At 64.8% G+C, this 26,393-nt stretch carries 27 protein-coding genes; 6 read left to right on the plus strand and 21 right to left on the minus strand.

What is annotated here, in order from left to right; all coding sequences use genetic code 11:
• Window position 1 precedes the first annotated feature (1 nt).
• Entirely contained in the window at window positions 2–307 is a 306-nt protein-coding gene (locus tag NPS58_RS22325) for a chaperone modulator CbpM (RefSeq protein WP_274117430.1), read from the plus strand.
• A gap of 43 nt (window positions 308–350) precedes the next feature.
• On the opposite strand, the gene NPS58_RS22330 is transcribed toward NPS58_RS22325, so the two are convergent.
• The 21 genes from NPS58_RS22330 to cbiE form a co-directional block, all read right to left on the minus strand.
• The gene (locus NPS58_RS22330) at window positions 351–872 is read right to left on the minus strand and encodes a GNAT family N-acetyltransferase (RefSeq protein ID WP_274117431.1); all 522 of its coding nucleotides are present in this window, start codon (window positions 870–872) and stop codon (window positions 351–353) included.
• A 6-nt stretch (window positions 873–878) separates the two neighbouring features.
• Window positions 879–1,406 (minus strand): GNAT family N-acetyltransferase, encoded by a 528-nt coding sequence (locus tag NPS58_RS22335; protein WP_274117432.1) that lies wholly within the window; start codon window positions 1,404–1,406, stop codon window positions 879–881.
• A gap of 36 nt (window positions 1,407–1,442) precedes the next feature.
• Window positions 1,443–2,141, minus strand: a complete 699-nt coding sequence (gene urtE / locus NPS58_RS22340; RefSeq protein WP_274117433.1) for an urea ABC transporter ATP-binding subunit UrtE — start codon at window positions 2,139–2,141, stop codon at window positions 1,443–1,445.
• A 34-nt stretch (window positions 2,142–2,175) separates the two neighbouring features.
• Window positions 2,176–2,997: an urea ABC transporter ATP-binding protein UrtD gene (gene urtD / locus NPS58_RS22345; protein ID WP_274117593.1), complete on the minus strand. Its 822-nt coding sequence runs from the start codon at window positions 2,995–2,997 to the stop codon at window positions 2,176–2,178.
• Between the two features lie 35 nt (window positions 2,998–3,032).
• Window positions 3,033–4,112, minus strand: a complete 1,080-nt coding sequence (urtC, locus tag NPS58_RS22350; RefSeq protein WP_274117434.1) for an urea ABC transporter permease subunit UrtC — start codon at window positions 4,110–4,112, stop codon at window positions 3,033–3,035.
• A complete protein-coding gene (gene urtB, locus NPS58_RS22355; protein WP_274117435.1) occupies window positions 4,112–5,611 on the minus strand; it encodes an urea ABC transporter permease subunit UrtB in 1,500 nt (499 codons plus the stop codon). Before urtB ends, urtC begins: the two co-directional genes overlap by 1 nt.
• 99 nt (window positions 5,612–5,710) lie before the next feature.
• The gene (urtA, locus tag NPS58_RS22360) at window positions 5,711–6,976 is read right to left on the minus strand and encodes an urea ABC transporter substrate-binding protein (RefSeq protein ID WP_274117436.1); all 1,266 of its coding nucleotides are present in this window, start codon (window positions 6,974–6,976) and stop codon (window positions 5,711–5,713) included.
• A 204-nt stretch (window positions 6,977–7,180) separates the two neighbouring features.
• Window positions 7,181–8,596, minus strand: a complete 1,416-nt coding sequence (gene cycA / locus NPS58_RS22365) for a D-serine/D-alanine/glycine transporter (RefSeq protein ID WP_274117437.1) — start codon at window positions 8,594–8,596, stop codon at window positions 7,181–7,183.
• Between the two features lie 110 nt (window positions 8,597–8,706).
• Window positions 8,707–9,717, minus strand: coding sequence for a FecCD family ABC transporter permease (locus tag NPS58_RS22370; protein WP_274117438.1), 1,011 nt, complete (start codon window positions 9,715–9,717; stop codon window positions 8,707–8,709).
• On the minus strand, window positions 9,714–10,667 hold the full coding sequence (locus tag NPS58_RS22375; RefSeq protein WP_274117439.1) for an ABC transporter substrate-binding protein: 954 nt from the start codon (window positions 10,665–10,667) through the stop codon (window positions 9,714–9,716). The genes NPS58_RS22370 and NPS58_RS22375 overlap by 4 nt, the downstream gene beginning before the upstream one ends.
• Entirely contained in the window at window positions 10,664–11,452 is a 789-nt protein-coding gene (locus NPS58_RS22380; RefSeq protein ID WP_274117440.1) for an ABC transporter ATP-binding protein, read from the minus strand. The genes NPS58_RS22375 and NPS58_RS22380 overlap by 4 nt, the downstream gene beginning before the upstream one ends.
• Before the next feature lie 82 nt (window positions 11,453–11,534).
• Entirely contained in the window at window positions 11,535–12,911 is a 1,377-nt protein-coding gene (locus NPS58_RS22385) for a PepSY-associated TM helix domain-containing protein (RefSeq protein ID WP_274117441.1), read from the minus strand.
• Window positions 12,912–12,973: 62 nt separating this feature from the next.
• Window positions 12,974–15,040, minus strand: a complete 2,067-nt coding sequence (locus NPS58_RS22390) for a TonB-dependent copper receptor (RefSeq protein ID WP_274117442.1) — start codon at window positions 15,038–15,040, stop codon at window positions 12,974–12,976.
• 80 nt (window positions 15,041–15,120) lie between these two features.
• Entirely contained in the window at window positions 15,121–15,549 is a 429-nt protein-coding gene (locus NPS58_RS22395; protein WP_274117443.1) for a DUF2946 domain-containing protein, read from the minus strand.
• Between the two features lie 19 nt (window positions 15,550–15,568).
• On the minus strand, window positions 15,569–16,039 hold the full coding sequence (locus tag NPS58_RS22400) for a copper chaperone PCu(A)C (RefSeq protein WP_274117444.1): 471 nt from the start codon (window positions 16,037–16,039) through the stop codon (window positions 15,569–15,571).
• Window positions 16,040–16,086: 47 nt separating this feature from the next.
• Window positions 16,087–16,479, minus strand: a complete 393-nt coding sequence (locus NPS58_RS22405) for a DUF2946 domain-containing protein (protein ID WP_274117445.1) — start codon at window positions 16,477–16,479, stop codon at window positions 16,087–16,089.
• Between the two features lie 101 nt (window positions 16,480–16,580).
• The gene (locus NPS58_RS22410) at window positions 16,581–17,438 is read right to left on the minus strand and encodes an SPFH domain-containing protein (RefSeq protein WP_274117446.1); all 858 of its coding nucleotides are present in this window, start codon (window positions 17,436–17,438) and stop codon (window positions 16,581–16,583) included.
• A 19-nt stretch (window positions 17,439–17,457) separates the two neighbouring features.
• Window positions 17,458–17,892, minus strand: coding sequence for an NfeD family protein (locus NPS58_RS22415; RefSeq protein ID WP_274117447.1), 435 nt, complete (start codon window positions 17,890–17,892; stop codon window positions 17,458–17,460).
• A gap of 131 nt (window positions 17,893–18,023) precedes the next feature.
• The gene (locus tag NPS58_RS22420; RefSeq protein WP_274117448.1) at window positions 18,024–18,764 is read right to left on the minus strand and encodes a cobalt-precorrin-6A reductase; all 741 of its coding nucleotides are present in this window, start codon (window positions 18,762–18,764) and stop codon (window positions 18,024–18,026) included.
• On the minus strand, window positions 18,761–19,858 hold the full coding sequence (locus NPS58_RS22425; protein ID WP_274117449.1) for a cobalt-precorrin-5B (C(1))-methyltransferase: 1,098 nt from the start codon (window positions 19,856–19,858) through the stop codon (window positions 18,761–18,763). Before NPS58_RS22425 ends, NPS58_RS22420 begins: the two co-directional genes overlap by 4 nt.
• The gene (cbiE, locus tag NPS58_RS22430) at window positions 19,851–21,062 is read right to left on the minus strand and encodes a precorrin-6y C5,15-methyltransferase (decarboxylating) subunit CbiE (protein ID WP_274117450.1); all 1,212 of its coding nucleotides are present in this window, start codon (window positions 21,060–21,062) and stop codon (window positions 19,851–19,853) included. Before cbiE ends, NPS58_RS22425 begins: the two co-directional genes overlap by 8 nt.
• Window positions 21,063–21,178: 116 nt before the next feature.
• Here cbiE and cobG point away from each other — a divergent pair, with 116 nt between their 5' ends.
• The 5 genes from cobG (at window position 21,179) to NPS58_RS22455 (ending at window position 26,355) form a co-directional block, all read left to right on the plus strand.
• Window positions 21,179–22,513, plus strand: coding sequence for a precorrin-3B synthase (cobG, locus tag NPS58_RS22435; RefSeq protein WP_274117451.1), 1,335 nt, complete (start codon window positions 21,179–21,181; stop codon window positions 22,511–22,513).
• The gene (locus NPS58_RS22440; RefSeq protein WP_274117452.1) at window positions 22,506–23,132 is read left to right on the plus strand and encodes a precorrin-8X methylmutase; all 627 of its coding nucleotides are present in this window, start codon (window positions 22,506–22,508) and stop codon (window positions 23,130–23,132) included. Before cobG ends, NPS58_RS22440 begins: the two co-directional genes overlap by 8 nt.
• Complete coding sequence (locus tag NPS58_RS22445) at window positions 23,129–23,863, plus strand: precorrin-2 C(20)-methyltransferase (protein WP_425313091.1); 735 nt, start codon at window positions 23,129–23,131, stop codon at window positions 23,861–23,863. Before NPS58_RS22440 ends, NPS58_RS22445 begins: the two co-directional genes overlap by 4 nt.
• The gene (cobJ, locus tag NPS58_RS22450) at window positions 23,863–25,563 is read left to right on the plus strand and encodes a precorrin-3B C(17)-methyltransferase (protein WP_274117453.1); all 1,701 of its coding nucleotides are present in this window, start codon (window positions 23,863–23,865) and stop codon (window positions 25,561–25,563) included. Before NPS58_RS22445 ends, cobJ begins: the two co-directional genes overlap by 1 nt.
• A 102-nt stretch (window positions 25,564–25,665) precedes the next feature.
• Window positions 25,666–26,355, plus strand: coding sequence for a hypothetical protein (locus NPS58_RS22455; protein WP_274117454.1), 690 nt, complete (start codon window positions 25,666–25,668; stop codon window positions 26,353–26,355).
• Window positions 26,356–26,393 lie beyond the last annotated feature (38 nt).

Here is a 26,393-nt window from a genome sequence, read left to right on the forward strand (position 1 = left end):
CATGAACAGTACCCTGGTCGTTCAACTGGACATGCAGACCCTTTGCCGGGAAGCCGATCTACCGGCGGCCTACGTGATCGAAATCGTCGAACACGGCATTGTCGAACCTTCTGGCCGAACGCCGGATGAGTGGCTGTTTGACGATCAGGCCGCGGTGCTGGCCAAGCGTGCCGCCAGGCTGCAGCGTGAACTTGAGCTGGAGTGGGAAGGAGTGGCGCTGGCGCTGGAGCTGCTGGAGGAAGTGCAGCAACTGCGTAGCGAGAACTCCATGCTCAAGCAGCGCCTGGGAAGGTTCTTGCAGGGTTGAGGTTGATCAGCCTGCTCGGTGGGAGCGGGCTTGTCCCGCGGTGCTAAATCACCTTGAAATACAAGGCCGTCGCCCGATACAGGCCATCCGGCCCACAGGCATACTGCGGAATCTCCCCGGCCTTGCTGTAGCCCTGCGACCGATAAAACCCCTCGGCCCCTGACCCCGCCTCGGTATCCAGGTACAACAACCCCCGCCGCTGCTGGCGCGCCGCAAGCTCCAGGGCCTGCATCAATTGCTGTCCCAGCCCGTCCCGGCGCGCCTCGCTATGCACCAGCAGCTTCTGCACCTCGGCCCGGTTCAAGCCATTGGGCTTCTTGCACAACCCCAGTTGCACGCTGCCCAGCACTTCCTTGTCCTTGCTCACCACCCACAGCATCAATTCGCCACTGGCTACGCGCTGCTTGACCTCGTCGAAGTAGCTGTTGGCCTGCTGCGCATCGATATCTTCCACAAAGCCGACCGAAGCACCATGGCGCACGGCATCGATCAACAGGGCGACCAGGCCGTCGCGGTAGTGGGCAAAGCTTTCGTGGGTCACGCGGTTGAGCTGCGCAGCATTCATCGGGCTTCACTCCATCGGGCGTGGGGGCATACCGGGGTCGAGGACCAACTGCATGAAGGTCAGGTCCAGCCAGCGACCGAATTTCACGCCGACCTGGGGCATCTGGCCATTGAGGGTGAAGCCCAGGCGTTCGTGCAGGCGGATCGAGGCGGCGTTGCCGCTCTCGATGGCGGCGACCATGACATGCTTGTCGCAGGCACGGGCGCGCTCGATCAGGGCCTGCATCAGCATAGGCCCCAGGCCGTTGCCGCGCTGGTCGCTGCGGATGTACACCGAGTGCTCGACGGTATGGCGAAAGCCTTCAAACGGCCGCCAGTCGCCGAAGGAGGCATAGCCCAGCACCTCACCGCCATCGTTCACCGCCACCAGGATCGGATAGCGCTGGGCCTGGCGGGCGTCGAACCAGGCCTGGCGGTTGGCCAGGTCCACGGGTTGTTCATTCCAGATCGCCGTGGTGTTGAGCACGGCATCGTTGTAAATGTCGCGAATGCCCGGCAGGTCGGCAGTAACGGCATCACGCAGCAGGTAGGTCATGGCAGCTTCTCGAACAGGTACGCAGTGGCGCTCAGGTTAAATGGTTACCAGGCCGCGCACACCGTCGGCCTCCATATTTTCGCCGCGTCCGGCCTGCACGATCTCGCCCCGGGACATCACCAGGTACTGGTCGGCCAGCTCGGCGGCAAAGTCATAGAACTGCTCCACCAGCAGGATCGCCATGTCGCCGCGGGCGGCCAGCTTGGTAATCACGGCGCCGATTTCCTTGATCACCGACGGCTGGATGCCCTCGGTCGGCTCATCGAGGATCAGCAGGCGTGGCTGGCTTGCCAGGGCGCGGCCGATGGCCAGCTGCTGTTGCTGGCCGCCCGACAGGTCGCCACCGCGACGCTGCTTCATTTGCAGCAGCACCGGGAAGAGCTCGTAGATGAACGGCGGCACGCACTTGGCCTGGCTGGCGCTGAAGCGGGAAAGGCCCATTAGCAGGTTTTCCTCGACGCTCAGGCGCGGGAAAATTTCCCGGCCCTGAGGCACGTAGGCGATCCCGGCCTGTACCCGTTGGTGCGGCTTGAGCGCGGTGATCGGCTGGCCTTCCCAGTGCACGCTGCCCTCGCGGGTGGGCAGCAGGCCCATCAGGCAGCGCAGCAGGGTGGTCTTGCCCACGCCGTTGCGGCCGAGCAGGCAGGTGACTTCGCCGACCTTGGCCTCGAAGGATAGGCCCCGCAGGATGTGGCTGCCGCCGTAGTACTGGTGCAGGGAGTCGATTTTCAGCATGTTGTTGTCCTTTTGCCCCGCGATGCTTCTGAAGTCACCGCCCAAGATAAACCTCGATTACCCGATCATAGGCCTGCACCTGCTCAAGCGACCCCTCGGCCAGCACGCTGCCCTGGTGCAGTACGGTGACGTGGTCGGCGATGCTGCCGACAAAACCCATGTCGTGTTCCACCACCATCAGCGAATGCTTGCCGGCCAGCCCTTTGAACAGTTCGGCGGTGAACTCGGTCTCCGCGTCGGTCATGCCCGCCACTGGCTCGTCCAGCAGTAGCAGCTGCGGGTCCTGCATCAACAGCATGCCGATCTCCAGGAACTGCTTCTGGCCATGGGACAACAATCCGGCCGGGCGCAAGGCCGAGCCTGACAGGCGGATGGTGTGCAGCACTTCATCAATACGGTCGCGCTGTTCGCCGTTGAGCCGCGCGACCAGGCTGGCCAGCACCGACTTGTCGGCCTTCTGCGCAAGCTCCAGGTTCTCGAAGACGCTCAGCGCCTCGAACACGGTGGGCTTCTGGAATTTTCGACCGATGCCGGCCTGGGCGATCTGCACTTCGCTCATGCGGGTCAGGTCCAGGGTGTCGCCAAACCAGGCCTTGCCGGTGGTGGGGCGGGTCTTGCCGGTGATCACGTCCATCAGGGTGGTCTTGCCGGCGCCGTTGGGGCCGATGATGCAGCGCAGCTCGCCGACACCGATGTACAGGTTCAGGGCATTCAGGGCCTTGAATCCGTCGAAGCTCACGCTGATGTCTTCAAGGGTCAGCACCGTGCCGTGGCGCACATCCAGCCCTTGGCCGCGGGCCTGGCCCAGGCCGATGGCGTCCCGACCGCTGCCGCTGTCGAGGATCGGTTCGAGCATGAATTCCGGATGTACCGGAGGCAGTGGTATGGCTCTCATTGTTCGCCCCTTTTTTTCAACAGGCCGACCACGCCCTTGGGCAGGTACAGGGTAACCAGGATGAACAGCGCCCCCAGGCAGAACAGCCAGTATTCGGGGAAGGCCACGGTGAACCAGCTCTTCATGCCATTGACCAGGCCTGCGCCGAGCAGCGGACCGATCAGGGTGCCGCGTCCACCCAGGGCGACCCACACCGCGGCCTCGATGGAGTTGGTCGGCGACATTTCGCTGGGGTTGATGATGCCCACCTGTGGCACATACAACGCCCCTGCCAGGCCGCACAGCACGGCGCTGAGCACCCAGACGAACAGCTTGAAGCCGCGTGGGTCGTAGCCGCAGAACATCAGGCGGTTCTCGGCATCGCGCAGGGCGGTCAGCACCCGGCCGAACTTGCTGCGGGCCAGGCGCCAGCCCAGGTACAGGCTTGCCACCAGCAATGCCACGGTGAGCAGGAACAACACGGCGCGGGTACTCTGCGCGGTGATCTCGAAACCCAGGATGCTGCGAAAGTTGGTGAAGCCGTTGTTGCCGCCAAAGCCGGTTTCATTGCGAAAGAACAGCAGCATGCCGGCGAAGGTCAGGGCCTGGGTCATGATCGAGAAGTACACGCCCTTGATCCGCGAGCGGAAGGCAAAAAAACCGAACACCAGCGCCAGCAGGCCCGGCGCCAGCACCACCAGGCACAGGGCCCAGGCAAAATGCTGGGTGCCGGCCCAGTACCAGGGCAGCTCGCTCCACGACAGGAATGTCATGAATGCAGGCAAGCCGTCGCCAGCCGCTTCACGCATCAGGTACATGCCCATGGCATAGCCGCCGAGCGCGAAGAACAGGCCATGCCCCAGCGATAGCAGCCCGGCATAGCCCCACACCAGGTCCAGGGCCAGGGCGACGATGGCGTAGCAGAGGATCTTGCCGACCAGGGTCAGGGTGTAGGCCGAGACATGCAGGCTGTGCCCGTCGGGCAGCAGCGACAGCAGTGGCAGGGCCAGCAGCACCAGCAGCGCCACCGCGCCGACGGCCAGCGTCCAGCGCGGGCCGACCTTGCGGGTGGCGGTAACAAGCAGAGGCTGGTTCATCAGTCGATTACCCGTCCCTTGAGCGCGAAGAGGCCTTGCGGACGTTTCTGGATGAACAGAATGATCAGCGCAAGGATGAGGATCTTGCCGAGCACCGCACCGATCTGCGGCTCCAGCAGTTTGTTGGCGATACCCAGGCCGAAGGCTGCCCAGAGGCTTCCTGCGAGCTGCCCGACACCGCCGAGCACCACTACCAGGAACGAGTCGATGATGTAGCTCTGGCCAAGGTCCGGGCCGACGTTGCCGATCTGGCTCAGGGCCACGCCCCCCAGGCCGGCGATGCCCGACCCCAGGCCAAAGGCGAGCATGTCCACGCGACCGGTGGGCACGCCGCAGCAGGCGGCCATGTTGCGGTTCTGGGTGACGGCGCGCACGTTCAGGCCCAGGCGGGTGCGGTTGAGCAGCAGCCAGGTGAGCAGAACCACGAACAGGGCAAAGGCGATGATGACGATCCGGCTGTAGGGCAGCACCAGGTTGGGCAGCACCTGGATGCCGCCGGAGAGCCAGGCCGGGTTGGCTACTTCGACGTTCTGGGCACCGAACAGCAGGCGGATGGCCTGGATCAGGATCAGGCTGATGCCCCAGGTGGCCAGCAGGGTTTCCAGGGGGCGGCCATACAAGTGGCGGATCACCGTGCGCTCCAGCAGCATGCCGACCCCGGCGCTGACCGCGAAGGCCACCGGTAGAGCAACCAGGGGATAGAGCTCGATGGCCCCGGGCGCGTAGCGCTGCATGAGAATCTGCACCACGTAGGTGGCATAGGCACCGAGCATCAGCATCTCGCCATGGGCCATGTTGATGACCCCCAGCAGGCCGAAGGTGATCGCCAGCCCCAGGGCGGCGAGCAGCAGGATCGAGCCCAGGGACAGGCCGCTGAAGGCCTGGCCGAGCAACTCGCCGATCAGCAGCTTGCGCTTGACCTGTGCCAGGCTGGTCTGGGCGGCGGTGCGGACGTTGGCGTTGGCTTCCACCCCGGGTTCGAGCAGGGCCTGGAGGCGGGTGCGGGCCATGGGGTCGCCGGTTTCACCCAAAAGCCGCACCGCCGCCAGGCGTACAGCAGGATCTTCTGCAACCAGCTGCAGGTTGGCCAGGGCCAGGCCCAGGGCTGCATGCACGGCAGCGTCGGGTTCGGAGGCGTAGCGCCGGTCGAGGAAGGCGACCTGTGCCGGTTGCGCGCTTTTCTGCAGTTGCTGGGCGGCTGCCAGGCGCACCTGGGCGTCGTTGCTGAGCAGTTGATGGCTGGCCAGGGCGTTGTCCACCAGGCCGCGCAGGCGGTTGTTCAGGCGCAGCTTGCGGGTGTCGCCGGGGGCGATGCGGCCTTGCTGCAGGGCGCCCAGCAGTTCGAGACGGGCCGGGTCGGGTTGCGCCGCCCAGTCCTGGAGCAGGCGCGCCTGCTCGTTGGCCTTGGCGGCGATGAAGTAGTCGGCGTCGCTTGCCAGTGCGCTCAGGGGCAGCAGCAAAAGCAGGCCGAGGAGGAGGCGGTGGAGAGCCTTGGGCATAGCGGGATCCGTCGCGGTTGGGGAGTGTGTCGTTGGCAAGGGCGTCATCGCGGGGCAAGCCTGCTCCTACAGCGGGAGCGGGCTTGCCCCGCGATGGCTTCAGTTGCCCTTCACCGCATAGTCAGGCCGTTTGTCGTTGCCCGGAATGAACGGGCTCCAGGGCTGCGCGCGCAACGGCTGTTCAGTCTCCCAGACCACGTTGAACTGCCCGTCATCCTGGATCTCGCCGATCATCACCGGCTTGTGCAGATGGTGGTTGGTCTTGTCCATGGTCAGGGTGAAGCCAGATGGCGCCTTGAAGCTCTGCCCGGCCAGGGCTTCGCGGACCTTGTCGACGTCGGTGGACTTGGCTTTTTCCACCGCCTGGGCCCACAGGTGGATGCCCACGTAGGTGGCTTCCATCGGATCGTTGGTCACGGCCTTGTCGGCGCCTGGCAGGTTCTTGGCCTTGGCGTAGGCCTTCCAGTCGGCGACGAATTGGCTATTGACCGGGTTCTCCACCGATTCGAAGTAGTTCCACGCCGCCAGGTGCCCTACCAGTGGCTTGGTGTCGATGCCACGCAGTTCTTCTTCACCCACCGAGAAGGCCACCACCGGTACGTCGGTGGCCTTCAGGCCCTGGTTGGCCAGCTCTTTGTAGAAGGGCACGTTGGAGTCGCCGTTGACCGTGGAGATCACCGCCGTCTTGCCGCCGGCAGAGAATTTCTTGATGTTGGCGACAATGGTCTGGTAGTCGCTGTGGCCGAACGGCGTGTACACCTCTTCGATGTCCTTGTCGGCCACGCCCTTGCTGTGCAGGAAGGCGCGCAGGATCTTGTTGGTGGTGCGCGGGTAGACGTAGTCGGTGCCGAGCAGGAAGTAGCGCTTGGCTGCGCCGCCTTCTTCGCTCATCAGGTATTCCACCGCCGGAATGGCCTGCTGGTTTGGCGCGGCGCCGGTGTAGAAGACGCTGGGCGACATTTCTTCACCCTCGTACTGCACCGGGTAGAACAGCAAGCCGTTGAGTTCTTCGAACACCGGCAATACCGACTTGCGCGACACCGAGGTCCAGCAGCCGAACACCACGGCGACCTTGTCCTGGGTCAGCAACTGGCGGCCCTTCTCGGCGAACAGCGGCCAGTTGGAGGCCGGGTCGACTACCACAGGTTCGAGCAGCTTGCCGTTGACCCCACCCTTGGCGTTGATCTGTTCGATGGTCATCAAGGCCATGTCCTTGAGCGATGTCTCGGAAATCGCCATGGTCCCGGACAGCGAATGCAGGATGCCGACCTTGATGGTCTCGGCGGCCTGGAGGGTCCAGCTCAGGCCCATCGCCGCGATGGATGCGCTGAGGGTAAAGGCCTTGATCAGACTGCGACGCTTCATAGTGCTCTCTCCGTTGAGTTCGAATGTGCGGGTAAGGCAGATGGCGACTTCGGGAGAGAGCTTTAGCAAGGGCTGTGCCGAATCAGCGCAAGGCTCTGGCACGGGCTTTCGGGCGAATAAATCGGGAGGGTTGCACCGGCCTGGGGCCTGGCCTGACAGGCGGTGCAGCCGGTTGCGCCGTACTGGTGCGCAACCGGCCGGGGCTCAATTGTGCTGCGAGGCCAGTTGTTGGCGATTGCGGCGCACAAACTGATAGGTCACTGTCAGCAGCACGAACCACAGTGGCGTGACGATCAGCGCCTGGCGCGTGTCGCTCTCAAGGCTGAGCAGCACCAGGATGAAGGCGAAGAACACCAGGCACACCACCGACATGAAGCGTCCGCCGGGCATCTTGTACTTCGAAGCCTGGTGCAGTGCTGCGCGGCGCTTGCGGTAGCTCAGGTACGACAGCAGGATCAGGGTCCAGACGAACATGAACAGGATCGCCGACACCGTGGTCACCAGGGTGAAGGCCTCGATCAGGTCCGGGACCACGTACATCAGCGCTGCGCCGAGCAACAGGCAGGTGCAGGAGAAGTACAAGCCATTGGCCGGCACCTTGCGGCTCGAGAGGTGTTCGAAGCTGCGGGGTGCATCACCCTGCTGGGCCAGGCCGAAGAGCATGCGGCTGGTGGAGAACACCCCGCTATTGGCCGACGAGGCTGCCGAGGTCAGCACCACGAAGTTGATGATGCTCGCCGCTGCTGGCAGGCCGGCCAGCACGAACAGCTCGACGAACGGGCTCTTGCCCGGCACCACGTCACGCCACGGCGTCACCACCATGATGGTGATCAGGGCCAGTACATAGAAGATGATGATCCGTACTGGAATCGAGTTGATCGCCCGGGGCAGGGTGCGCTCGGGGTTCTTGGCCTCGGCGGCGGTGGTGCCCACCAGTTCGATACCGACAAAGGCGAACACGGCAATCTGGAAGCCGGCGAAGAAGCCCATCAGGCCATGGGGGAACATGCCGCCGTCGTTCCACAGGTTGGCCAGGTCCGCGGTACGGCCGGTGGGCGACTGGAAGCCGACCAGCACCATGTACAGGCCGGTGCCGACCAGGGCGAGGATGGCGACGATCTTGATCATGGCGAACCAGAATTCAATCTCTCCGAACATCTTCACCGTGATCAGGTTAAGTGACAGCAGCACGCCGACACAGGCCAGTGCCGGCGCCCACTGGGGCAGGTCCGGGAACCAGAACTGTGAGTAGGCCGATATCGCGATCACGTCGGCAATCCCGGTGATGATCCAGCAGAACCAGTAGGTCCAGCCGGTGAAGTAACCGGCCCAGGGGCCGAGCAGGTCGGCGGAAAAGTCGATGAACGACTTGTACTCGAGGTTCGACAACAGCAGTTCGCCCATGGCGCGCATGACGAAGAACAGCATGAAGCCGATGATCATGTAGACGAAGATGATCGAGGGGCCAGCCAGGCTGATGGTCTTGCCCGAGCCCATGAACAGCCCGGTGCCGATGGCGCCACCGATGGCGATCAACTGAATGTGGCGGTTGGACAGGCTGCGTTGCAGGTGTTCGTGTTCGTCGGGCGAGGGGTGCTGCGGGGACAGGTTCGCGGTCATGGGCTGGAGCTTTCCGTTCAGAGCAATTTCTTGTGCGCGCTAGGCTAACACGCGCATTCCGGGCGTAACCGCGACAATACGTCTCAAGACCAATGGGTGCTTGACGGTAATTATCGCTTGCGCATCAGGCCGATAAAAAACAGACCGCCGATGGCGGCAGTGGCGATGCCGATGGGCAGATCTTCAGGAGAAATCAGGGTACGGGCGGCCACATCGACCCAAATCAGGAACAGGCTGCCCAGCAGCAGACACACCGGCAGCAAGCGGGTGTGTTCGGCACCCACCAGGCGCCGGGCGATGTGCGGCACCATCAGGCCGACGAAACCGATCGAGCCACTGATGGCCACCAGTACCCCGGTCAGCAACGAGCAGATCAGGAACGCCGCCAGGCGTACGGAGCGGGCGTTCAAACCCAGCGTCACGGCGGTTTGTTCACCGGCCATCAGGGCGTTGAGCGCACGGGCCATGCCCAGCAACAGGGTCAGCCCCAGCAGCACGCTGATGGCCGGGATCGGCAGCAGTTCCCAGCGTGCCAGGCCCAGCCCGCCGAGCATCCAGAACATCACCGCCGAGCTTGCCCGGTGATCGCCCATGAACAGCAGCAGGTTGGCCGCCGCCATCATCACGAAGGCCACCGCCACGCCGCACAGCAGCAGGCGGTCGCTGTCCAGCCGGCCATGGCGGCTGGCGATGGCCAGCACCAGCAGCATGCTGCACAGGGCGCCGATGAACGCTGCCAGCGGCAAGGTCAGCACGCCGAGCAATTCACCGATGTGCAGCACCACCAGCACCGCGCCCAGAGTGGCGCCAGAGGTAACGCCGAGCAGGTGCGGGTCGGCCAGCGGGTTGCGGGTAACGGCCTGCAGCACCGCGCCGATCATCGCCAGGCCACCGCCTACCAGGGCAGCCAGCAGCATGCGCGGCACGCGGATCAGCCAGACGATGTGCTCCTGGCCAGTGGTCCAGGCGGGTGTTTGCGGGGCGATGCCGAACAGCTTGAACAGCAGGACCCGCCACACCAACTCGACCGGTACCGGCGCCGCGCCAAATCCCAGCGAGACCACGCAGGACACCAGCAACAGGCCGATCAGGCCGAGCAACAGCAGGCGATAACGACTCATGCGCCGTGCAGGCCCGCAGCGATGGCTTCGATGGCCTCGACGTTTTCAAGGCTGGGCGTGGCGGCCACGTAGGGGATCACCACAAAGCGTTTTTCGCGAATCGCCGGCACCGACTGCAGGGCCGGGTGCTGTTCGAGGAAGGCTTGCTTCTGGGCGGCGCTGACTTCGCCGTAGTCGACGATGACGATCACCTCGGGGTTGCGCTCCACCACGCTTTCCCAGTTCACCCGTGTCCAGCTGGCCTCGATGTCGTCGAGTACGTTGCGCCCGCCGGCGGCCTCGATCAGCGCCTGGGGCATGCCCAGCCGGCCCGAGGTCATGGCGCGGTCCTCGCCGCTGTCGTACAGGAATACCCGTGGACGTTGCGCGGGCAGATCCTGCTGCACCGCGGCGACCCGCTGTTGCATCTGGCTGATCAGTTGCTCGGCGCGCTCCTGCACATCGAAGATGCGGCCCAGGTTGCGCAGGTCGGTGTAGGTGTCCTCCAGGCTCGCGGCCGGGCGCTTCATCACGAAGGCACAGGACTCGGTCAGCTCGTACACGGCAATGCCCAGCGGCGCCAGGCTTTGCGGTGTCAGGTCGCCGCCTACGCGCATGCCGTAGTCCCAGCCGGCGAAGAAGAAATCGACGTTGGCGTCGAGCAGGGTTTCCACCGACGGGTACTTGCTGGCCAGCTCCGGCAGGCCGTCGAGTTCCCGGCGCAGCTGCGGGGTAACGGCCTTCCAGCCGCTCACGCCGCTGTAGCCGACCATGCGTGAACGCAGGCCCAGGGCGAGCATCATCTGGGTCATGTTGATGTCGTGGCTCAGGGCGTGCTCGGGCGCCTTGTTGAAGGTCACCTGGCGATTGCAGCTCTGCACGCTCAAGGGGTACTGAGTGGCCTGGGCCTGGGCCAGGGCGCTGGTGCTGGCGAGCAGGCCAAGCACAAACAGCAGGGTGGTTCGAATCATCGCTGGGTTATCCAGGTAAGACGTGGGTGGTCGGCCAGGGGATGGCGATCGATGAGCGCATGGACGCCGAAGACATCGTGCAGCAGCTCGCGGGTCAGCACTTGGTCGGGCGTACCACTGGCAACGATACGGCCGTGGTCGAGCACATAAAGGCGATCACAGAAGGCGGCGGCCAGGTTCAGGTCGTGAATGCTCGCCAGGGTGCCGATGCCCAGGCGGCGCACCTGTGCCAGCAATTCCAGCTGATAGCGCGGGTCGAGGTGGTTGGTCGGTTCGTCGAGAATCAGCACCCGGGGCTGCTGGACCAGGGCCCGGGCGAGGATCACCCGTTGCTTTTCGCCGCCCGACAGGCTGGCGAATTCATGATCGTCGAAACCCACCAGGCCCACGGCCTGCAATGCGTCCCTGATCCGCTGGCGGTCGTCATCGCTGTGGCCATCGAACAGGCCCTTGTGAGGCGTGCGACCCATGGCGACCACCTCTTCGACATTCAGGCCGAAGGCATCGGGAAACTCCTGCAGCACCACGGCGATGCGCTGGGCGCACCAGCGTGGCGACTGGCGCCACAGGTCGTGCTCATCCAGGCGAACCTGGCCGCGCTCGGGCTTGTTGAAGCGGTAGGCGCAGCGCAGCAGGCTGGTCTTGCCGCTGCCGTTGGGGCCGATCAGCCCGACGAACTCGCCCGGCTTGACCTGCAGGTTGACCTCGCGCAGCTGGAACTGATGATGACAATGGCCGTGGCCCAGGGGCGACCAGGAGAGGTCGCTGATACTCAGGGTGCTCATGTCAGTCCTGCTGGAAACGGGCCGCTATGTTAGCGGATTTGCACGACAGGTGTAGGCGCGGGCTTGCCCCGCGATTGGTCCGTCAGTTGTCCGGGATCGCGGGGCATGTCGAACCACCGCTCCTACAGGCCCTGTCGGCCAGCCACACCAGCACCATCGAGCCACCCACCAGCGGGAAAGCGATCCCCAGTACCAGCATGATCACCGTCGCGGTCTTCCAGCGCGGCAGGTCATGACGCAACGGTGGTACGCCGAGGCCGCCCTCGGGGCGCCGCTTCCACCACATCACCAGGCCACTGACCGACCCCAGCAGGATCATCAGGCACACCAGCAGAATGATGAGCTGGTTCAGCGGGCCGAACATCTTGCCTTCATGCAGCATCACACCCAGTTCGGTGGCGCGGGCGACACTGTTGTAGTCCTGCCAGCGCACATCCACCAGGACCTTGCCGGTGTACTGGTCGATATGCAGGGTGGCGTCGTTGCGCGGGTCGTCGGCGAACACGGCGATGGTGTACACGCCTTCTGCGCTGGTGGGCAGGGTAATGCTGTAGCCAGGCGCGACCGCACGGGTGCTGGCCAGGTCCTGCACCTGTTGCAGGCCGATCTGCGGCATGGCCGGTGCGCTCGAGCCCATGCTGTGCCCGCCATGTTCGGCGTGGGCGCCGGATTGCGGCATGGGTGTGTTTTCCATGGCCCAGGGTACGGTCTGGCGGGTGGCCGTGTTGAGTTCACGGGCCTGTTGATCGGAGGTGGGCACATCGTTCCACATCGCCGCCGGAAAGCGGTTCCACACATCGGCGTACTGCTTGCCCCAGAAACCGGTCCAGGTCATGCCGCTGAGCAGCATCAGCAGCAGCAAGGCCGAACCCCAGAAGCCGGTGACCGCGTGCAGGTCACGCCACAGCAGGCGCCCGCGTGCGTTCAGGCGTGGCCAGAGTACGCCACCGGTACGCTTGCCGCGTGGCCACCAGAGGTACAGGCCGGACACCACCAGCACCACGCCCCAACCTGCCGCCAGCTCCACCAGCCGGTCACCCACGGTGCCGACCATCAACTCGCCGTGCAGGGCGCGGGCAATGGCCTGGAGGTTGTCTTTGGCATCCTGCTCGCCGAGCACGTGGCCATCGTAGGGGTTGATGAACACATTCAACTCGCGGCCGGCGTCCTGCACCACGAACTGCGCGCTGCGCTCGCTGCCAGTTGCCGGCAGGTACTGGGTGACCCGGCCTTCGGGGTAGGCCCCGCGCACCTGTTGCAGCAGATTGTCGGCACTTTGCGCGTGGTGCCCGGCCTCGACCACCATCAGGTCGCGGTAGAGCAAGGGGTCGAGCTGGGGCTTGAACAGGTAGATGATCCCGGTGATCGCCAGCAGGATCATGAAGGGCGCAACGAACAGCCCGGCATAGAAGTGCCAGCGCCAGGCCAGGTTGTAGAAAGAGGGGGTCGGTTTGCTCATGGAGCGCTCCCGTATGTTGCCTGGGGTGAGGCGCGGTCGAGGACCGCGCCCTTGTCGGGGTATCAGAAACTCAGGTCGACCTTGGTCCAGAGCGTACGCCCCGGCTCGTCGATCGCCTGTGGATCACTGGCGGGGTAGCCGAAGCCTGCGTTACCCGCCAGGTTCAGGTGTTCGGCGTAGGCCTTGTCGAACAGGTTGTCGACGCCCGCACTGAGCTTCAGGTGCTTGCTGAGTTTGTAGCTGCCATTGAGCGAAAACACCCCGAAGCCCGCACTCTTTTCATAGTCCTTGCCCACCACATTGCCGTAGTCCTCGGCGATGCGGTTCTGTGCCGCCACCACTCGCCACAGGGCACCGGCACTCCAGTCGTCGCGGCTGTAGGTCAGGCCCAGGCGGCTCTCCAGCGGAGGCATCTGTGGAAGCGCCTTGCCATCACTGCTGTTCTTGCCCCAAGCGTAGGCCAGGGTGGCGTCGGCTTTCCAGTTGGAAGTCAACATATAGGCTGCGCCCAGTTCGCCGCCCATGATCCGTGCGTCGATGTTCTCGGCACGGGAGCTTGGCATGCCCATCATGGCTGAGTGGTAGTCGAACAGAATGTAGTCGCGGATCTGCCCGATATAGCCCGATGCCCAGGCTTGCAGGTCGTCGGTCTGGTACTGGATGCCGACGTCGAGCTGGGTGGTTTTCTCCGGCTTGATGCTGTCGAAGGCGTTGATCGAGCCTGCCGGGCCCGACTTGGGCGAGAACAGCTCCCAGTAGTCGGGGAAGCGCTGGGCATGGCCGAGACCAATGTAGGTGGTGGCGGGCAAGTCGAGCAGATCGTGCTCGTAGCGAACAAAGCCGCTGGGCAGGGTATCGGCGCGGGTATCGCCGTTGGTGGCGCTGGTGGCGCGGTAGTCCTTGGCCGAGGCGCGGTCCAGGCGGGCGCCGGTGATCAGGCGGTCCTGGTCGGCGGCGTACCAGGTCAGCTCGCCGAATGCCCCGTAGTTGTGGAAGTCGGCGTCCTTGGTCCACGGCATGCCCTTGTGGACATCGATGCCCATACCGCCACGCTGGCGGTGTTCGTTGGTCTGCGCATCGACCCCCGCGATCAGTTGCAGGTCGCTCCAGCGCCAGGTGCCCTTGAGCCGGCCGCCGAGGGTGCGTCGGTCCACATTGCTGACCATCGGCATGCCCATCATGCCGGTGCCCGATGGCGTGCGCAGGCTGTAGTTGTCCATCACGTGGTCGGCGTAGTTGTAGTAGACCTGGGCTTCGAGCTTGTCGAACACATCGCCGATGTTTGACTTCTCGACGCGCAGGCCAACGCTTTCGCGCTTGAACTGCGAACCATCCATGCCGCGCCCGGCGTAACGGGCCTCACCGTCGCCCTTGCCGGCGGTGAGCTCCACCAGGGTGTCGGCGTCCGGTGTCCAGCCGAGGGCCACGTCACCGTTCCACTTGTCCCAGCGCGATGGCACGGTATCGCCATTGCCGTCTTCGTAGTCGTCGGAGTGCGACTGGTTGCCGACGAAGCGGACGTAGCCGAGCCGGTTGCCGGCGGCGGTGTCCAGGACCTTGTCGAAGCGGCCGTTGGAACCTGCCAGCAAGCTGGCGTTGACGCGGCTGCCCAGCTCGCCGAACTGCTCCGGCTCACGATCGAAGAGGATGGTCCCGGCGGAGGCCCCCGGCCCCCAGATCACGCTCTGCGGGCCTTTGATCACCGTCAGGCGGTCATAGGTTTCAGGCGAGATGTACGAAGTGGGGGCGTCCATGCGATTAGGGCAGGCGCCGAGCATCACACCGCCATTGGTGAGGATGTTCAGGCGCGAGCCAAACATGCCGCGCAGCACCGGATCGCCGTTGGTACCGCCGGCGCGAATCGCCGAGAACCCGGGGATGGTCTTCAGGTAGTCGGCGCCGTCACTGGCCGGCACTGGTTGGCGTGGGTCCTTGGGGTTGGTGACGATGGTCAGGGGTGAGCTTGGTGCGACAGCGGTAATGACCGTCGGGCTCAGTTCGTTGTGCTCGTGCACAGGCTCGTCGTCCTGTGGGCTCGCGGCCAGGGCGAACGGGGTGAGCAGGCTACCGCAGATCACGGCGATGGTCCCTCGCAGGGACAAATTGAAGACAGCAGTGCAGCTGGACATAGTGATTCCAACATCGATCAGTCATGAGGGTGCGCAAGGTCGGCGGCCAGGGGCCGGACCTTTGAAACGCAACAGTGGATTCAGACGTCGATGAGGGCAGGTGGCGCGCGGCTGAGGGCGCCGGGGAACACCGTGTGCCGGGCATGGCCCTGGTGCGGCTGGACGATCAGCGTGCTGCTGGCCGGCGTGGCGTCGGTGGTGAGCAGGCTCAGGGCCTGGGGCAGGGCGGGGCAGTGGAAGAACAGGCTGCAATAGCCACACTTCTCCCAGATCACATGCAGTGAAGCATCACTGCCCGGGTGATCGCCGGCGTGGCAATCGGCAGCGCTGTCCATGGGCATGCTCATGCCCATGTTTTGCGCCATGGCACGGTGATCCATCGGCATCGACTGGGAAACCAGTGGGCCGATGAAGATCATCAACATGGCGAACAGGCTCAGCCAGCTGCCGCGTGCCTGCTTGGTATCAGGGCCAGCGGTGCGGGTGAGTCTGCGGCGCACGGTGCTCATGGCGAGCAGCGTCCAGCGATCAGTGCGTGTGGGCGGTGCCTTGCGGTGCTTGCTTCTGCACCGCGACCTCGACGGTGATGTCGCCAGCGTTCTTGAAGTGCAGGGTCAGCGGGAAGCGCTTGCCGTCGCTGAGCAGGCTGCGGTCCTTGGGCTGCATCAGCATCACGTGATAGGCGCCGGGGGCGAATACCAGGTCGTTGCCGGCCGGCACTTCGACCTCTTGCACCTGCTGCATTTTCATCAGTCCGTCCTTGTGTACATGCTCGTGCAACTGCGCGTCGTCGCTGATCGGGCTGTCGACGCCCAGCAGGGTGTCGGCGCTCGTACCGTTGTTGTGGACGACGAAATAGGCCGCCACGTTAGGGGCGTTGGGCGGCAGCTCCTGTGACCACGGGTGGGCGATATGCAGGTCGCCCTTGGTGTATTCGTGGGCGTTGGCGAAGGTTGCCGGCAGCATCAGTGCGGCCAGCAGCAGGGCGTTCTTGAACATGGTGATTCTCCAGTCGATTCAGGTTCGCAGCAGGTAGTGCAGTGAAGTCAGACCAGGGGAGAAGCACGAGGGTTGAGCGAGGGCCAGAGCTGACGCGGGGTGGGCTGGTACATCGCGAGCAGTGGTTCGCGTGCCGAGGACAACGCCCGTAGATGGGCAAGCTGCGGTGCGTGCCCTGGTAGCGCCAGCAACGGCGCGGTCCCGGAACAGCACCAGCAATGCTGCATGCTGGCGTCGGCATTGCCTTGCTCGCCAAGGTCGAGCTTGCCCAGGGCCAATACTTGCGGCGTGGGCTTGCTACCGACACTGGAGCAGAAGGCCCCCCACAGCAGTTGTTCGGCCGGGCCCCTGGGAGCGGCGGACGCCAACGGCATGGCCAGCAGATTGAACAGCACTGCAAAGCAGGCAATCCAGGCGATGGCGGGCCGATGTGAGGGCATGGAGGGATCCGGTCAGGAATCAGGTGACGGCTATTGTAACGCTCAGTATAGGAAAAATTGCCGGGGGTGCGGTGAAGTGCCGCACGCCCGGCTGGCAGTGGTCAGGCTGACTTGTTGCGCCCCATCAAGCCGCGCACGGTTTCCTGCAGGTCGGCGGGCAGTACCACGACCTTGGCGTTGCTGCTGCGGGCAAGGTTTTCCATGGCGCCGATGTAGCGCTCACCCAACAGGTACATGGCCGGGGTGACCTCGGTGCCCACGGCGTCCTTGACCAGGGTGATCGAGCGGGCCGAGGCCTCGGCGAGGTTGATCTGTGCCTCGGCGTCGAGCTTGGCCGCCTGCTGGCGAGCCTCGGCTTCGAGAATCGCTGCCTGCTTGGCGCCTTCGGCGCGGGTCACGTCGGCTTTGCGTTCACGCTCGGCGGCAGCCTGGCGCTCCATGGCGGCTTGCATGTTCTCCGACGGCTTGATGTCCTGGATTTCAACCGAGCGTACAGTCACGCCCCAGTCCTCGGTCTGCTCGGACATGGCCTCGCGCAGGCGGGCCTTGATCTGCTCGCGGCTGGACAGCGCTTCGTCCAGGTCCATGGCACCGACAATGGCGCGCAGGGAGGTCATGGTCAGGCTGGTCACGGCGAACGAGAAGTCCTGCACCCCATAGGCAGCCTTTTGCGGGTCGACGACCTTGGCGAAGCACAGGGCGTTGGCAACGATCACCGCGTTGTCGCGAGTGATGATTTCCTGCTGCTGCACATCGAGGATGATGTCCTTGGTTGGCAGGCGGTAGGCAACCACGTCCACATAGGGAATGACGATGTTCAGGCCGGGCTTGAGGGTGCTGTGGTAGCGACCCAGGCGCTCGACGATCCACTCTTCGCCCTGGGGCACGATGCGCACCCCTTTGAACAGGGTGACGAACAGGAATGCGGCGAGGGTGACGACGACGATGAGGCTGGTCATTGACAGGATTTCCTTTTGGTCAGGCTCGGGTAACCCGGGCGGTATTGCCTTCGATGGCAGTGATGCGTACGCGCTCGCCGGGGAGAATCTCGGTATCGGCGACGCAGACCCACTCTTCATTGCCCAGGATCGGCTTCTGGAAGCGAACGCGGCCTTTGTGGAACTCGGAGACGGTGGCGGTGAGCAGGCCGACCTCGCCGATGACGCTGTCAGCGGTCCAGCGGTTGTCCGGTTTCTTGCGCAACACCTTGAACCACAGGACCGTGGTCAGGGTAGAGAAGACCACCCAGAGCAGAACCTGCATGTCGAGTTGCAGGGCTGGAACGAGGAGGGCGATCAGCGACACCAGCACGGCGCCGATGCCGAACCAGAGGATGAAGAACGTCGGCAGCATGAGTTCGAGCACGACCAACGCGAAGCCGAACACCAGCCAGATCCACCATTGCATTTCCATATGGGCGAATTCTTTTGCGGGAGAAAGGGTGCAGTGTAGGGCAGGGAGAAGGTGGAGGGCTATGCGGGAAGGTCTTAGAAGTATGTAGGAGCGGGCTTGCCCCGCGATCGGTAATGCAGGCTGTACTGGCTTTATCGCGGGGCAAACCCGCTCCTACAGGTTTGCAACGCTGCAAGCAGTTGTTCGGGGCTGAAGAACTGCCTGTCGACGTCCGGCAATGGCGGTCGCTTCACGATCAGCACCGGCAGCCCGCGCTCGCGGGCAACTTCCAGCTTGGGCTCGGTTGCCCCACTCCCGCTGTTCTTGCTGATCAGCACATCGATGTGTCTGCGCTCGAACAGCTCGCGCTCATCCTCAAGGTAAAAAGGCCCGCGCGCACCGATCACTTCGCAGCGCTCGTTGCCAGGGCAGGCCTCCAGTGCGCGCAAGGTCCAGAATTGTTCGGGGGGGATTTCATCCAGGTGTTGCAGCGGCTCCCGGCCCAGGGTGAACAGTGGCCGCTTGAACGGCTTCAGGGCCTGGATCAGTTCGGCCCAGTCGCTCACCTCGCGCCAGTCGTCACCGGCTTGCGGTTGCCAGGACGGACGACGCAGGGCCCAGCAGGGAATGCCTGCGAGGTGTGCTGCCTGGGCTGCGTTGCCGCTGATCTGCGCCGCATAGGGGTGGGTGGCGTCGATCAGCAGGTCGATGGATTCACCGAGCAGGTAAGCCGCCAGGCCCTGCGCACCGCCAAAGCCGCCGACCCGTACCTGGCAGGCCAGGTCGCCCGGCACCCGGCCGATGCCGGCCAGACTGTAGACATGCTCGGGCCCCAGGGTGCGCGCGATGGCCAGGGCTTCGGTGACACCACCCAACAACAGCAGACGTTTCATGCAAAAGCCCCCGCGTGGCCGACGATGCCGCCCTGGCGGTCGATGGCGAAGACTTCCACCTGTACCTGGGCCGGCACGACACTGCGGGTGAAGGCCAGGGCGTGGGTACACACGGCATCACCCAGGGCAATGCCGGCGGCACTGGCAAGCGCCAGGGCCTGCTGGCTGGTGTTGGCCTGGCGGATGGCATCCTGCAGGTGATTGTCGGCGCCGATGGCTGCGGCCCACTCGGCCAGTTGCGGCAGGTCGATGCTGGAATGGCGGCTGTGCAGGTCCATATGTCCGGCGGCCAGTTTGCTGATTTTGCCGAAGCCGCCGCACAAGCTGAGTTTATCCACAGGGACCTTGCGCAGGTGCTTGAGCACGGCGCCGACGAAGTCACCCATTTCGATCAGGGCGATTTCCGGCAGGTTGTAGACCCGGCGCATGGTGTCTTCGCTGGCGTTGCCGGTACAGGCGGCGATATGTCGATAGCCGTTGGTCTTGGCCACGTCGATGCCCTGGTGGATCGAGGCGATGTAAGCCGAGCAGGAGAAGGGCCGGACGATACCGCTGGTGCCGAGAATCGACAGGCCGCCAAGAATACCCAGACGCGGATTCATGGTTTTCAGCGCCAGGCTCTCGCCGTCCTGCACATTCACGGTGACTTCGAAACCGCCGCCGTAGCCGCACTCGGCGGCCAGTTGCTGCAGGTGCTCGGTCATCATCCGCCGTGGCACCGGATTGATCGCAGGCTCGCCCACGGCCAGCACCAGGCCGGGACGGGTCACGGTGCCGACACCGTTGCCCGCCACAAAGCGCACACCGGGCTCGGCCTGCAGGCGTACGCGGCTGTAGAGCAGGGCACCGTGGGTGACATCCGGGTCGTCGCCGGCATCCTTGAGGGTGCCGGCCTCGGCGCCGTCCACGAGCAGGCGGCAGAACTCCAGGCGCATCTGCACCTGCTTGCCCTTGGGCAGGGTGATGTGCACCGCGTCGTCCTGCCGGCCGCTCAGCAACAGCCGCGCGGCCGCAAGGCTGGTGGCAGTGGCGCAGCTGCCAGTGGTCAGGCCGCTGCGCAGTGGGGCAGGTTGTTCCTGGGTCTCGTCACGCATCGAGGGGCTTGATCGCTTCTAGCAAGGTGATCGGCAGGGCCTGGCGCCAGGTGTCGAATTCACCCAGCGGTTGGGCCTGGGCGATGTGGATGCGGGTCAGTTCGCCGCCATGCTGCTCGCGCCAGTTGACCAGGGCCAGTTCGCTTTGCAGGGTCACGGCATTGGCCACCAGCCGCCCGCCGGGGCGTAGTTGCGCCCAACAGTGCTGCAGCACGCCTTCGCGGGTGACACCGCCACCGATGAAGATCGCGTCCGGGCGCTCCAGGCCTTCGAGCGCCTGTGGTGCGCGGCCGCGAATCAGCTGCAGGCCGGGTACGCCGAGGGCATCGCGGTTGTGTTCGATCAATTGCTGGCGGCCGTCATCGGACTCGATGGCCAGCGCCCGGCAACTGGGGTGCGCGCGCATCCACTCGATGCCGATCGAACCGCTGCCGGCACCGACATCCCACAACAGTTCGCCCGGCTGGGGAGCCAGGCGGGCGAGGGTAATGGCGCGCACGTCGCGCTTGGTGATTTGACCATCGTGCCGGAAGGCGTTGTCTGGCAGGCCGGCCAAGGGAGACAGGCGCAGTGCATCGGGCGCGGCGCGGCACTCGATGGCGACCAGGTTCAAGGCGGCCACCTGCGGGGCTTGCCACTGCTCGGCCGTGCCCTCAAGGCAACGCTCGGCGCTGCCCCCCAGGTGTTCGAACACGTGCATCCGGCTCGGCCCGAAAGCGCGTTCGCGCAACAGTGCGGCGATGGCGCCAGGGCTGCTGCCATCGTTGCTCAGCACCAGCAGGCGCACGCCGCTGTACAGGTGGGCATTGAGGGCGCTGAGGGGGCGGGCCACGACGGACAGCGTCGTTACCTCCTGCAGCGGCCAGCCCAGGCGGGCGGCGGCAAGGGCACAGGAGGACGGCATCGGCAGCACGCTCATCTCATCGGCATCGAGCTGGCGGGCAAGGCTGGCACCCACGCCATAGAACATCGGGTCGCCGCTGGCCAGCACACACACCGGCTCGCCGCGCAGTGCCAGCAAGGGGTTCAGGGAAAACGGGCTGGGCCACGGCAGGCGTTCGCCACGGATGCAGCGTGGCAGCAGATCCAGCTGGCGCTGGCCACCGAATACCTTCGATGCACCGAGCAGCGCGCGCCGGGCATTCTTGCCCAGGCCACTGAAACCGTCTTCACCGATGCCTACTACCGTCAGCCAGGGCGACATGCATTTTCCTCATTACCAGCAATCCGACCGGCAGGCTTTTCATGCCTTCGGACAAAGCAGGCATAATACCGCGCCTTCTACACTGAAGTGCCTTTTCACGATTGTCGGGTGACCCTTTGAACGAGCCTTTGCCGGCCCGCCAGCCCCACGTTGCACTCCGCCCCTCGGCTTGCCCGGGGTTGCTGCGTATCGTCCAGGCGCTGGATGGCGGCATCTGCCGGATCAAACTGGCCGGCGGTGCGCTGACAGCCGATCAGGCCGATGCAGTGGCCACGGCGGCCGAGCGCTACGCCAGTGGCGTCATCGAGGCTACCAACCGCGGCAACCTGCAGATTCGCGGCATCCAGGCTGAACGGGCGGGGATGATCGAGCTTTTGTTGGCGGCCGGGCTGGGACCGCGTGATGCGGCCGGTGACGATGTCCGCAACCTGATGCTCAGCCCCGGGGCCGGGGTGGACCGACACATGCTGTTCGACGCCCGGCCATTGGCCGCCCGCGTGCTGCAGGCGCTGGAAACCACGCCACGCTTTCATCAGTTGTCGGCCAAGTTCGCGTTGCAACTGGATGCCGGCGAAGGCCTGGCTATGCTTGAGCATCCCCATGACCTGTGGCTGTCGGCCCTGATGCTGGATGCCCAGCCCTGGCTTGCATTCGGCCTGGCAGGCAGCCCCGCCCTGGATTCGCCGCTCGGTGCGGTGCCGGCGGATCAAGGGTTTGAACTGGTGGTTGCGGTCCTCGATCGCTTTCTTGATCTGGCGGGCCCTGAACAGTCACGCATGCGCCACCTGCTGTGCGATGTCACGCCGCAGGCATTCATCGATGGCCTGGAATTGCCGGTCCGTCGTGATCCGGCAGTGTTGCAATGGCGTCGGCCGACGACTGAGTGCAGCCACCTGGGGATTTATCCACAGCACCAGGGCGGGCTCAGCGCATTCGGCGGCGCGCCGCCCCTGGGGCGTCTGACCTCGACGATGCTGCGTGGCGCCGCGCAGTTGGCCAGGGAGCACGGCGATGGCAGCTTGCGCATGACGCCCTGGCAAAGCCTGCTACTGCCCAATGTTGCCCAGTCGCAGTTGGCAAGTGTTGCTGCCGGTTGCGCCCGGTTGGGCTTGCTGTGTTCAGCGGCCGAGCCGTTGGCGCGGGTGGTCGCCTGCACCGGTTCGGCGGGCTGCGCCAAGGGGTTGGCCGACACCAAGGCCGATGCCGTGCACCTGTCGAGCTTGCTGGCCCCGGGCGTCCCGGCCAGCGTGCACCTGAGCGGCTGTAGCCGTTCCTGCGCCGTGGCCCACGTTGCCCCGGCGACCCTGCTGGCCCGTACCCCGGGCCGCTACGATCTTTATTTGCGCGACGCCCGTCAGGCGGGCTTCGGTGCCCTGCGCGCGCGCGACCTAACACTAGAAGAAGCGGGCGCACTGCTTGATGCCCGCTCACGGAGCACCCTTGATGATTGATTACATCCGCGATGGTCAGGAGATCTATCGCAATTCCTTCGCGATCATTCGTGAGGAAGCGCGGCTTGATCGTATTCCTGCCGACCTTGAAAAACTCGCGGTACGGGTGATTCATGCCTGCGGCATGGTCGATGCCATCGACGGCCTGCAGTTTTCCGAAGGCGCCGGCACGATCGGCCGCCAGGCCCTGGCCAAGGGCGCGCCGATCCTCTGCGATGCGCGGATGGTGGCCGAAGGCATCACCCGTGCCCGCCTGCCTGCCAACAACCAGGTGATCTGCACCCTGCGCGACGAGCAGGTGCCAGACCTGGCCCGCGAGCTTGGCAACACTCGCTCGGCCGTCGCGCTGGAGCTGTGGCGACCGTACCTGGAAGGCAGCGTGGTGGTGATCGGCAATGCGCCGACGGCACTGTTCTATCTGCTGGAGATGATCGATGCCGGCGCTCCCAAGCCTGCGTTGATCCTGGGCTTCCCGGTGGGCTTTGTCGGGGCTGCCGAATCCAAGGCGATGCTCGCGGCCGACAGCCGCGGCGTGCCATTCGTGATCATGCAGGGCCGCCTGGGCGGCAGCGCCATGGCGGCCGCTGCGGTCAATGCACTGGCCACGGAGGTCGAATGATGCAGGCTCGTGGACGTTTGCTTGGCCTGGGCGTCGGCCCCGGCGACCCGGAGCTGATCACGGTCAAGGCATTGCGCCTGCTGCGTGAATCGCCGGTGGTTGCCTATTTCGTGGCCAAGGGTAAGCGCGGCAACGCCTTCGGCATCATCGAAAGCCACCTGCAGGAGGCACAGACCTTGCTGCCGCTGGTGTACCCGGTGACCACCGAAGCGTTGCCGGCACCGCTCTCCTATGAACAAGTGATCAGCGACTTCTACGACGAAGCGAGCCTGGAAGTCGCCGCGCACCTGGATGCCGGGCGCGATGTAGCGGTGATCTGCGAAGGCGACCCGTTCTTCTACGGCTCCTACATGTACCTGCACGATCGCCTGGCCGAGCGTTACCAGGCCGAGGTCATTCCGGGCGTCTGTTCGATGCTCGGCGGCGCCTCGGTATTGGGTGCGCCCTTGGTTTATCGCAACCAGAGCCTGTCGGTACTCTCGGGCGTGCTGCCTGCCGATGAGCTCAAGCGCCGCCTGGCCGATGCCGACGCGGCAGTGATCATGAAGCTTGGCCGCAACTTCCCCAAGGTGCGCCAGGTGCTGGGCGAGCTGGGGCTTGCCGAGCGTGCGCTGTATGTGGAGCGCGCGACCATGGCCAACCAGAAGATCGTCGCCCTGGACGATGTCGACCCGCAGTCTTCTCCGTACTTCTCGCTGATCATTGTTCCCGGTGAAAGGTGGCAAGGCTGATGACTCGTAAAGCACCGGCCATTGTCATCCTCGGCAAAGGCAGCCTGGCCACTGCCCGCAAGATCCAGCAGTTGTACCCCGACGCGTTGATCCATGGCCTGGCGGGCCGGGTCGACGACGTCGACTCACGTTATGCGGAGTTTGGCGCGACCCTGCGCCAGCTGTATCAGCAGGACACCCCGATCATCGCCCTGTGTGCGGCCGGGATCGTCATACGCACCCTCGCCAGCGTGCTTCTGGAGAAGGGCGTTGAACCGCCGGTACTGGCGGTGGCCGAGGACGGCAGTGCCGTGGTGCCCCTGTTGGGTGGCCTGGGCGGAGTCAATGTCATGGCCCGGGAGATTGCCGCGGGCCTGGGGGTGGCAGCGGCCATCACCACCAGTGGCGAACTGCGCTTCGGCACTTGCCTGCTCAACCCGCCCAGTGGCTATGCCCTGGCCGATCTGGAGCTGGGCAAGCGCTTTGTCAGCGACCTGCTGGCCGGGGAGACGGTACGCATCGACGGCGAGGCGCCCTGGCTGGCACAAGCCCAGTTGCCGCAGAGCGAGCAGGCGCAGTTGGCCATTCATGTCGGCTGCGACGCACGCGCAGTCTCTGACAACGAGCTGGTGATCTACCCGCGTTGCGTCATGGTGGCGATCACGGCCATGCCGGCCCAGGTGTCGAGCGCGGTGCGGGAAGCCCTGGCCGCCGCGCAGATCGCCGAGCCTGCCCTGGCATGCCTGCTGGCGTGCGAATCGTTGATGGCTGAGCCGGCGTTGCATGCGGCAGCCTCCGAGCTGGGCGTTGCATTGCGGTTTGCGGCGCACGCCGAAAATGCCAGCGCCCTGGCGGCACAGGCCATGGCGCAGCTGTTGCCGCCGCAAGCGGTCAGCGAACACCTGGCCATCGTGGTGTCCAGCCAACCGATCGACCCCTTGCAGGTCGGCCGTGCCCGCGGTCGCCTGGCGGTGATCGGCCTGGGGCCGGGCGCGGCCGAATTCATGGTGCCCGCGGTCAAGGCCGAGCTTGCCCGGGCCAACGATATCCTGGGCTATGAAACCTACGTGCGCATGGCCGGGCCTTTCCGTGCCGACCAGGTCATGCACTGCACCGACAACCGCGAAGAAATGCAGCGTGCCCGCCATGCCTTCGAACTTGCCGCCCAAGGGCGTTCGGTGGTGGTGGTGTCGTCTGGCGATCCTGGCGTATTCGCCATGGCCGCTGCCGTACTCGAGGCCTTGCACGCGTCGACCGACCCGCGCTGGCATGCCGTTGACCTGCAGATGCTTCCCGGTGTCTCGGCGTCGCTGGCCACCGCTGCCCAGGCCGGTGCGCCACTGGGGCATGACTTCTGTGTGTTGTCGCTGTCGGACAACCTCAAGCCCTGGTCGATCATCGAGAAGCGCCTTGACCTTGCCTGCCAGGCGGACCTGGCACTGGCCTTCTACAACCCGATCTCGCGTTCACGCCCGTGGCAATTGGGGCGGGCACTGGAAATCGTTCGCCAGCACCGTACCGCGCAAACCCCTGTAGTTCTTGGCCGCGACATTGGTAGGCCAGGGCAGACGCTGAGAGTGGTCAGCCTTGGCGACCTGCAACCTGAAATGGTCGATATGCGTACGATGGTACTGGTGGGCTCGTCCACCACTTGCCAGTTTGCGCGGGCAAACGCCGAGCCTTGGGTGTACACCCCACGCTGGTACCCGGCACAGGACTGATCTGCCCGGGGAAAGCCTTCGATCCTGATTCAGCCAAGCCTCTCGAATAGTGTGAAGCCCCCCGTCGATGACGAGCGGGGCTTTCACGAAAGGATATTCGAGATGACTGATACCACGGAAATTCTGAGCGGCAACACCGCGTCTATCGTCGATCAATCGCTGATGGCGTTCGGTGCTGGCATGTCGTTGCAAAGCCGTTGCGACGTAAAAAACGCCTATCACTTTGCGTCGTTGGTAGCGAGCAAGCGCTTTGACCAGGAGGGGCAGGGTGAGGAGTGGTTCAAGGCGTTCCTCAAGGTCATGCACGATTGCGGCTGGGTGACTGCGCGCCGCTGTTATGAGCAGGTCAATCAAGGTTCGCAGTCGCTCAAGGTCGGCGCTATTGCCGCCAAGGCGGTGAGCAGCATCGGCCAGGCGTTTCTTGGTGGCCCGGTGGGAGCGGCCCTGAACAAGCTGGCCGAGAATGCCCTTGAAAAGCTCGGCCTGGTTGACGAGGCGCAACAACTGCTCAAGCGCAACATCAAGGACAAGGCCAACGCCTCCGTCGGCCTGGCCTCCTGCATCGAGACCCAGACCGGCGAAGTGGTCCTGGTCATGAGTGCGGTGCAAGTCGCCGCCGCGACCCACGACCTCGACCTGGCGGTGTTCGAGTGGAACAGCAGCACCTTGACTTCCTATACAGGCTCCGCGGCGTTGTCGTTCAACAAGTCCTTGTACGAGCATGTGCGCTCAACCATCGAGCGTAAGTTGGGCGAGCGCATTGTCAGCAACGTCCTGGACTACGACATCTGAGAGTGCGGGATGGCTCGTTCCTCGAGCCATCCCGCAGT

Origin of the sequence: Pseudomonas putida, from assembly GCF_028682455.1 — a bacterium.
In the GTDB taxonomy this organism is placed as follows: domain Bacteria; phylum Pseudomonadota; class Gammaproteobacteria; order Pseudomonadales; family Pseudomonadaceae; genus Aquipseudomonas; species Aquipseudomonas putida_AA.

What these genes read in the sequence shown, in the direction of transcription:
- NPS58_RS22400 (WP_274117444.1), bottom strand. Translation starts at nt 16,039, where the DNA reads ATGTTCAAGAACGCCCTGCTGCTGGCCGCACTGATGCTGCCGGCAACC.
- NPS58_RS22425 (WP_274117449.1), bottom strand. Translation starts at nt 19,858, where the DNA reads ATGCGTGACGAGACCCAGGAACAACCTGCCCCACTGCGCAGCGGCCTG.
- urtE (WP_274117433.1), bottom strand. Translation starts at nt 2,141, where the DNA reads ATGCTGAAAATCGACTCCCTGCACCAGTACTACGGCGGCAGCCACATC.
- NPS58_RS22415 (WP_274117447.1), bottom strand. Translation starts at nt 17,892, where the DNA reads ATGGAAATGCAATGGTGGATCTGGCTGGTGTTCGGCTTCGCGTTGGTC.
- NPS58_RS22440 (WP_274117452.1), top strand. Translation starts at nt 22,506, where the DNA reads ATGATTGATTACATCCGCGATGGTCAGGAGATCTATCGCAATTCCTTC.
- NPS58_RS22410 (WP_274117446.1), bottom strand. Translation starts at nt 17,438, where the DNA reads ATGACCAGCCTCATCGTCGTCGTCACCCTCGCCGCATTCCTGTTCGTC.
- NPS58_RS22335 (WP_274117432.1), bottom strand. Translation starts at nt 1,406, where the DNA reads ATGACCTACCTGCTGCGTGATGCCGTTACTGCCGACCTGCCGGGCATT.
- NPS58_RS22330 (WP_274117431.1), bottom strand. Translation starts at nt 872, where the DNA reads ATGAATGCTGCGCAGCTCAACCGCGTGACCCACGAAAGCTTTGCCCAC.
- urtD (WP_274117593.1), bottom strand. Translation starts at nt 2,997, where the DNA reads ATGCTCGAACCGATCCTCGACAGCGGCAGCGGTCGGGACGCCATCGGC.
- urtC (WP_274117434.1), bottom strand. Translation starts at nt 4,112, where the DNA reads ATGAACCAGCCTCTGCTTGTTACCGCCACCCGCAAGGTCGGCCCGCGC.
- NPS58_RS22420 (WP_274117448.1), bottom strand. Translation starts at nt 18,764, where the DNA reads ATGAAACGTCTGCTGTTGTTGGGTGGTGTCACCGAAGCCCTGGCCATC.
- NPS58_RS22385 (WP_274117441.1), bottom strand. Translation starts at nt 12,911, where the DNA reads ATGAGCAAACCGACCCCCTCTTTCTACAACCTGGCCTGGCGCTGGCAC.
- NPS58_RS22390 (WP_274117442.1), bottom strand. Translation starts at nt 15,040, where the DNA reads ATGTCCAGCTGCACTGCTGTCTTCAATTTGTCCCTGCGAGGGACCATC.
- cycA (WP_274117437.1), bottom strand. Translation starts at nt 8,596, where the DNA reads ATGACCGCGAACCTGTCCCCGCAGCACCCCTCGCCCGACGAACACGAA.
- urtA (WP_274117436.1), bottom strand. Translation starts at nt 6,976, where the DNA reads ATGAAGCGTCGCAGTCTGATCAAGGCCTTTACCCTCAGCGCATCCATC.
- cbiE (WP_274117450.1), bottom strand. Translation starts at nt 21,062, where the DNA reads ATGTCGCCCTGGCTGACGGTAGTAGGCATCGGTGAAGACGGTTTCAGT.
- NPS58_RS22455 (WP_274117454.1), top strand. Translation starts at nt 25,666, where the DNA reads ATGACTGATACCACGGAAATTCTGAGCGGCAACACCGCGTCTATCGTC.
- NPS58_RS22445 (WP_425313091.1), top strand. Translation starts at nt 23,129, where the DNA reads ATGATGCAGGCTCGTGGACGTTTGCTTGGCCTGGGCGTCGGCCCCGGC.
- NPS58_RS22375 (WP_274117439.1), bottom strand. Translation starts at nt 10,667, where the DNA reads ATGATTCGAACCACCCTGCTGTTTGTGCTTGGCCTGCTCGCCAGCACC.
- NPS58_RS22370 (WP_274117438.1), bottom strand. Translation starts at nt 9,717, where the DNA reads ATGAGTCGTTATCGCCTGCTGTTGCTCGGCCTGATCGGCCTGTTGCTG.
- NPS58_RS22395 (WP_274117443.1), bottom strand. Translation starts at nt 15,549, where the DNA reads ATGAGCACCGTGCGCCGCAGACTCACCCGCACCGCTGGCCCTGATACC.
- NPS58_RS22325 (WP_274117430.1), top strand. Translation starts at nt 2, where the DNA reads ATGAACAGTACCCTGGTCGTTCAACTGGACATGCAGACCCTTTGCCGG.
- NPS58_RS22405 (WP_274117445.1), bottom strand. Translation starts at nt 16,479, where the DNA reads ATGCCCTCACATCGGCCCGCCATCGCCTGGATTGCCTGCTTTGCAGTG.
- urtB (WP_274117435.1), bottom strand. Translation starts at nt 5,611, where the DNA reads ATGCCCAAGGCTCTCCACCGCCTCCTCCTCGGCCTGCTTTTGCTGCTG.
- cobJ (WP_274117453.1), top strand. Translation starts at nt 23,863, where the DNA reads ATGACTCGTAAAGCACCGGCCATTGTCATCCTCGGCAAAGGCAGCCTG.
- NPS58_RS22380 (WP_274117440.1), bottom strand. Translation starts at nt 11,452, where the DNA reads ATGAGCACCCTGAGTATCAGCGACCTCTCCTGGTCGCCCCTGGGCCAC.